7 protein-coding genes are annotated in these 6,707 nt (G+C 52.8%); all 7 read left to right on the top strand.

Features of this window, described 5'->3' with window-relative positions:
* Positions 1 to 54 precede the first annotated feature (54 nt).
* Positions 55 to 753, top strand: a complete 699-nt coding sequence (locus ACTG33_RS07450) for a pseudouridine synthase (protein WP_439134572.1) — start codon at positions 55 to 57, stop codon at positions 751 to 753.
* Positions 754 to 876: 123 nt separating this feature from the next.
* On the top strand, positions 877 to 1,338 hold the full coding sequence (locus ACTG33_RS07455) for an NUDIX hydrolase (protein WP_439134573.1): 462 nt from the start codon (positions 877 to 879) through the stop codon (positions 1,336 to 1,338).
* 27 nt (positions 1,339 to 1,365) lie between these two features.
* Complete coding sequence (locus tag ACTG33_RS07460) at positions 1,366 to 2,148, top strand: endonuclease/exonuclease/phosphatase family protein (protein WP_439134574.1); 783 nt, start codon at positions 1,366 to 1,368, stop codon at positions 2,146 to 2,148.
* 135 nt (positions 2,149 to 2,283) lie between these two features.
* Positions 2,284 to 3,351: a tRNA 2-thiouridine(34) synthase MnmA gene (gene mnmA / locus ACTG33_RS07465; RefSeq protein WP_439134578.1), complete on the top strand. Its 1,068-nt coding sequence runs from the start codon at positions 2,284 to 2,286 to the stop codon at positions 3,349 to 3,351.
* Positions 3,352 to 3,443: 92 nt separating this feature from the next.
* Positions 3,444 to 4,073 (top strand): high frequency lysogenization protein HflD, encoded by a 630-nt coding sequence (gene hflD / locus ACTG33_RS07470; RefSeq protein WP_439134575.1) that lies wholly within the window; start codon positions 3,444 to 3,446, stop codon positions 4,071 to 4,073.
* 156 nt (positions 4,074 to 4,229) lie between these two features.
* Positions 4,230 to 5,597 carry an adenylosuccinate lyase gene (purB, locus tag ACTG33_RS07475; protein WP_439134576.1) on the top strand — a complete coding sequence of 456 codons (1,368 nt, stop codon included), beginning with the start codon at positions 4,230 to 4,232 and terminating at the stop codon, positions 5,595 to 5,597.
* Between the two features lie 98 nt (positions 5,598 to 5,695).
* The coding region (locus ACTG33_RS07480; protein WP_439134577.1) for a cupin domain-containing protein at positions 5,696 to 6,707 on the top strand (1,012 nt) is incomplete at its 3' end.

Genomic DNA, 6,707 nt, shown 5'->3' on the forward strand with positions numbered 1-6,707 from the left:
AATGCTGTCCGTTTTAGGTAGTAAAATTACATCAAGGATAAGAACCATTACTCTATGAGTCGCATTATTCTGCTCAACAAGCCCTTTCAAGTGCTCAGTCAGTTTCGTGACAGCGATGGCCGCCCCACCCTCAAGCAGTACCTGCCAAACCATACCGGCTTCTATCCTGCCGGCAGACTGGACTACGACTCTGAAGGGTTGATGTTACTAACCGATGACGGCCAACTGCAGCACCGCATTAGCGACCCCAAACACAAACAACCCAAGACTTACTGGGCTCAGGTGGAAGGGATACCAGACGAAGAATCCCTCAGGCAATTCAGGCTCGGACTTGAACTTAAGGATGGCCCTACACGCCCAGCCAAAATCAAGGCCATCCAGCCTCCAGCGTCGCTTTGGGAGCGAATCCCGCCTATCCGGGAGCGTCAATCGATTCCCACTCAATGGCTCGAAATCACCCTCAGCGAAGGCCGTAACCGCCAGGTTCGACGTATGACCGCAGCCATTGGCCACCCCACGCTGCGCCTGATACGAGCGTCTATTGGAAGCTGGGCACTGGACAACCTCCAGCCCGGGGAATTCCGCGAAGAAACTGTCAACACACCGACCCTGCCTGAGAAAAGAAAGCCAGCACCACACCATAAAGCCCCCAGAAAAGGACGCCCTACCAAGGGCAGTAAAGGCACTAAAGCCCCTGTGAACAAACCAGTCAAACCGAAAAAGGGCAACAAACGGCCTCCAAAGAGCTCTTAACGAGCCTTGCTCTATGTTGTAAAACTACAAATTCGTATAGCTGTAAGTATTTTTGAGCCGCAAGTCCTTTTAAGCCGCCAGTATTTGCAAGCCACACAGATTCACACCCGGAGCTAACCAGTTATGCCAGAACACGACAAACGCCCGCACGCCACGGTAGCCACCATAATTGAGCGCGACGGCCATTACCTGCTGGTCAAAGAGGAGCGCGACGGAAAAGTGGTCTACAACCAGCCAGCAGGCCACATCGAACACGGTGAATCGGTGATACAAGCCGCGGTTCGTGAAACCTTTGAGGAAACGGGCTGGCATGTCCTCCCCACCCGCTTTGGAGGACTTTCAAGCTACCACGCCCCCAATGGCATCAGTTATCTTCGCAGCACGTTAATCGCCGAGGCTCTTGAGGAAGTGCCCAATGTCGTGCTGGATGAAGGCATTATCGAGGCGGTGTGGCTAGACTATGAAGAAATTCTGATGATTGAGGATCAGTTACGCAGCCCTGTAGTAAAAAAGGTCATTGATGACTACCGGCTGGGTATCTCCTACCCTCTGGATCTGATCACTGAGTTTTCCGCCTCTTCCTGATTCTAACGACTTTAGCGCCATAAATTTATGAAGCAGCATCAGAAAAGCTTTTTGCAGGTTCGCAAAGCCACCAGTTTCGGCGCGCACCTGACGCAACAGCTGAATCACGAGGGCGAAAAGCTGCCCCGAGAGTTCACTCTGGTGGTGTGGAATATTTTTAAGCGTCACGGAGTTGAAATATTCGACAACGACATATGCGACCTGGCCCACCGTTCCGACATTCTTTGCCTACAAGAAGTGCTGGCCAGCAAGCAACTGGATCTTCCTCAGGAGCTCTGGACTCTGAACCACAACTACAGCACTAGCTATCATCGTCCAGATGGGTTTACCGAAGGGGTCCTGACCGCCAGCGGCTACCCCATCCACAAACAGGGACAAGCCTTGCTTAGCCTGAGGCGTGAACCGGTTACCCGAACCCCCAAAGCGACCGTCATCAGCCTGATGCCCACCGCCTGCGGTCAGAACCTGCTGCTGATCAACCTACACATGCTGCTGTTTAAGCGGCGCTCGGTATTCAAGCTCGAACTGGAGCAGATCCTGGCAGCCTGCGAGCGATACAGCCATCTGCCGGCGGTATTTTGCGGCGATTTCAACACCTTTACCCGCAGCCAGTTGCGACTTCTGGATGAAATACTGGGTGCCGCGGGGTTTGAACGCTGCCGGCCATTTCACAAGCCACGCACACGTCGCTATCTGGATCACATCTATATTCGCGGTTTACACCTGCTTGAAATGGAAATTATTGATACCATCTCTAGCTCAGACCATTCTCCATTGATTTGCAGGGTGGCACTGGCCTCCGGATTGTAGAATCCGAGCCGGAAACCACCCGATTAGCGGAAACCACCCGATTAGGAAGTACCTTTGACTACCCAGCCACACAATTCCAGCTCTTCAGAGGCAAAAGACGCCTCAGGCTCCCCAACCACTTCAGAGACCAAAGTCATTGTCGGCATGTCCGGCGGTGTTGACTCGTCTGTCTCTGCCCTGCTCCTGATGCAACAGGGTTATCAGGTCGAAGGGTTGTTCATGAAAAACTGGGATGAGGACGACGGTACGGAATATTGTTCCGCCAAGGACGATCTCGCCGACGCGGAAGCGGTCTGTGACAAGCTCGGTATCAAGCTTCATACCGCCAATTTCGCCGCAGAATACTGGGACAACGTCTTTGAGCACTTTCTCGAAGAATATAAGGCGGGCCGAACCCCCAACCCGGACATCCTGTGCAACCGTGAAATTAAGTTTAAGGTGTTTCTGGAGTACGCCGAGGTGCTGGGCGCAGATCTGATCGCTACAGGACATTATGTCAGGCGCGGCGACCAAAACGAGCACACCCACCTGCTCAAGGGGCTCGACAACAACAAGGATCAAAGCTACTTCCTGCACGCTGTGGGAGAACAGGAGTTCTCCAAGTCCCTGTTCCCTGTCGGTGAGCTTGACAAATCAGTGGTTCGCCAACTGGCCGAAGAGCACGACCTGATTACTCACAACAAAAAGGACAGCACCGGGATCTGCTTTATCGGTGAGCGTCGCTTTAAAGATTTTCTACAACAATACCTCCCCGCCCAGCCAGGTGATATTGTGGACGATCACGGCAATATCATCGGCAAACACAGCGGCCTGATGTATCACACCATAGGTCAGCGTCAGGGACTGGGCATTGGCGGCCTGAAAAACGCCAGCGATGCTCCCTGGTACGTGGCCGGCAAGAATCTCGAGACCAACCAACTGATCGCGGTTCAGGGAGCGGATCATCCATTGCTTCTGAGCCCTGGGCTGGACGCCGGACAGACTCACTGGATTAATGGAGAACCGGCTACCCAAACCTTCCGCTGCATGGCAAAAACCCGTTACCGCCAGCCGGATCAAGCTTGTGAAGTCACGTTAAAAGACAACGGACAACTGACCGTAATCTTTGATGACGCTCAACGTGCAATTACACCGGGACAATCGGTCGTGTTTTACCAGAACGATATCTGTCTTGGTGGAGCGGTGATAGAACGAGCTCATTAATACGCTCTCCCAAAACACGGCTGAGAGCATAACCACCTCGAATTAACTTTCATAATGGCATTCAACCTACTGAATACCAAAGGATTTATACCTTGAGTAAAAACTGGAATGACATCACTCTGGCCATGGCCGGAGTTTTTCAGGCAGCTGGATTGGTCGAACAATTGGCCAAAACGGGCTATGTTCCATCGGATGCTCAAAAAGCCTCGATACAAAGCCTTTTTGTGCAGAATCCGGACGCCACGCTGGATGTGTTTGGCGGCCACACGCAGAACCTGGAGTTAGGTCTCAAAATCATGAGCGACCTGCTCCACCACCACCAAAATCGTGATTATCCGGACACTCTGCGCTACGTTCTGGGCATGCTGCACTTGCAAAAGAAGATGATGGGTCGCAAGGACATGCTGGAAATCATCGGCAAACGGCTTGAGCAGTGCGAACGACAGGCCGAGCATTTCGACATCACCCACGAGAACGTGCTAGCCAGCCTCGGTGGACTTTACGGAGACACCATCAGCACCTTCAAATTCCGCATCCAGGTGATGGGAGACTTTAGCTATTTGCAACAAACCCGGATTGCCAATCAGGTCCGCGCCCTGCTGTTTGCCGGCATTCGTGCAGCGACACTCTGGCGCCAGGTGGGCGGCACCCGTTTTCAGGTTGTTCTGCAGCGCAAAAAGCTCTCAGAGTGTGCCGATCGACTTCTGAAAGAACTGAATTGATTGTTAGGCACTGCGGAATTAACGACGCCTTAAACGCAAATTCCGCTCTTTAGATAAGATGTCGGCATCATTTTCCGGTATGATGCCGGCCTTAATGTTCGGCAACCTATCCCCGAACACTTCTCCCCATCTGACAGACAAATGGTTTTGATGACTATGGACCTCTCCGCATTAACTGCTGTATCCCCAATCGACGGCCGTTACGGCAGTAAAACTGCCGACTACCGCAACATTTTCAGTGAATTCGGCCTGATTCGTTGCCGTGTTGAAGTTGAAATCCGCTGGCTCCAACAACTGGCCAAACACGACGGCATCAGTGAAGTACCAGCGTTCAGTGACGACGCTAACAAGACGCTTGACGACATCGTCGCCAACTTCAACGAAGAGCACGCCGCACGCATCAAAGCCATTGAAAGCACTACCAACCACGACGTAAAAGCCGTGGAATACTTCATCAAAGAGCAGTTTGCCGGCAATGCCGAGCTGGAAAAAGTGATGGAGTTTGTTCACTTTGCCTGCACATCTGAGGACATCAACAACCTGTCCCACGCTCTGATGCTGCGCGACGGCCGCGATACCGTATTGCTGCCACAAGCACGCCAAATCGTCGATGCGATCGCCTCCATGGCTCAGGACTACGCCGCTGACCCCATGCTGTCTCGCACTCACGGTCAAACAGCCTCTCCAACCACTGTCGGTAAAGAAATGGCCAATGTGGTAGCTCGCCTGCGTCGCCAGGTAGCTCAGATCGAAAAAGTGGAACTGCTCGGCAAGATCAACGGCGCCGTGGGCAACTACAACGCTCACCTCTCTGCCTACCCTGCCATCGACTGGCAAGCCAATGCTGAGACCTTCGTAGAAAGCCTGGGGCTGAGCTGGAACCCTTACACCACTCAAATCGAACCACACGATTATATCGCTGAGCTGTTCGATGCAATTGCCCGCTTCAACACCATTCTGATCGACTTTAACCGTGACGTTTGGGGCTACATCTCTCTGGGTTACTTCAAGCAAAAGACCATTGCGGGTGAAGTGGGCTCTTCCACCATGCCGCACAAAGTGAACCCGATCGACTTCGAAAACTCCGAAGGCAATCTGGGTATCGCCAACGCCATTTTCGGTCATCTGGCCACCAAACTGCCAATTTCCCGCTGGCAGCGCGACCTGACTGACTCCACAGTGCTGCGCAACATGGGTGTGGGCTTCGGCTATTGCGGCATTGCTTACGCCTCTGTCCTGAAAGGCATTGGCAAGTTGGAAATCAACCGTGCACGCCTGGAAGAAGATCTGGATAACAGCTGGGAAGTGCTGGCTGAACCCATCCAGACCATCATGCGCCGCTATGACGTGCCAGAGCCTTACGAGAAGCTGAAAGCCCTGACTCGCGGCCAAACCATCAATCGCGAAGTCTTGGCTGCGTTTGTGGAGACTCTGGACATTCCGGAAGAAGCCAAGCAGTCCATGCGTGAGCTGACTCCAGCCAACTACATTGGCAATGCTGTCTCGCAGGCAAAAGACATCTGATCGATAGCCAAGAGGCCAACCGAAAGGTTGGCCTAATTCCCCCTCCTGCCGTTCCTTTTCCACATTAACTGCCAATTCATTTCAGAAACGACCTGCTTATGACGACTCCCTTGACTCAATTAGGCAGCATCAGCACCGATGAGTTTATCCGCGATTACTGGCAACAAAAGCCACTGCTGATCAAGCAGGCAATACCGAACTACCAAAGTCCGGTCAGCCCTGATGAATTGGCCGGCCTGGCGCTGGAAGAAGAGATTGAATCCCGGATTATTCTTGAAGAGGGAAAAACGCCCTGGGAGCTGCGCCGCGGTCCGTTCCATGAAAATGACTTTAACAGCTTACCGAAAGACAAATGGACCCTGCTGATTCAGGCCGCAGACCACTATATTCCCGAAGTTGCAGACCTGTTGGATCAATTCCGCTTCATCCCCAGCTGGCGACTAGACGACATCATGATAAGTTACGCCACCGATGGCGGCAGTGTTGGCCCCCATTACGACCAATACGATGTGTTTTTGCTGCAGGCCGGCGGTCAACGTCACTGGCAAGTGGGTCAAACCTGCAACAGCAGCTCTCCCAAACGGGACGATACAGATCTCCACATTCTGACGGAATTCCACGAACAGGAGTCTTTCACTCTGGAACCTGGCGACATGCTTTACCTGCCACCCCAAGTGGCTCACTGGGGAAAAGCTCTGGGCGATGACTGCATCACCTATTCCATTGGCTTCCGCGCCCCCAGTCAGGCAGAGATTCTGGAAGAACTGCTGCAAGAACACCTCAGCAACCTCACCGAAGATGACCGTTTTCAGGATATAGCGTTCCCGCCGCAGGAACACACAGGGGAAATCTCTCAGGCCGCATTACAGCAAATTCAGCAACTGTGGCAGCAGGCAATCACCCCGGACAAACTGGAAAACTGGTTTGGCCGTCATATGACGACCCCCAAGTACGATGCCGATGACCTAATCGGGTTGGATGACCTGACGCAGGATGATGTACCTGACTGGAACAGCGAAGACACCCTGATAAGAAATCCCGCCTCTCGCTTTGCATTTATCCAGTTTAAAGAAGACCTCACAACCCTGTTTGTGGACGGCAACAGCTATA

This window comes from Pseudomaricurvus sp. (genome assembly GCF_965662505.1).
Lineage (GTDB): Bacteria > Pseudomonadota > Gammaproteobacteria > Pseudomonadales > Cellvibrionaceae > Pseudomaricurvus.

Excerpts from the sequence above, each read along its gene's own strand:
- ACTG33_RS07460 (WP_439134574.1), top strand. The coding sequence starts at position 1,366 with ATGAAGCAGCATCAGAAAAGCTTTTTGCAGGTTCGCAAAGCCACCAGT.
- ACTG33_RS07455 (WP_439134573.1), top strand. The coding sequence starts at position 877 with ATGCCAGAACACGACAAACGCCCGCACGCCACGGTAGCCACCATAATT.
- purB (WP_439134576.1), top strand. The coding sequence starts at position 4,230 with ATGGACCTCTCCGCATTAACTGCTGTATCCCCAATCGACGGCCGTTAC.
- ACTG33_RS07450 (WP_439134572.1), top strand. The coding sequence starts at position 55 with ATGAGTCGCATTATTCTGCTCAACAAGCCCTTTCAAGTGCTCAGTCAG.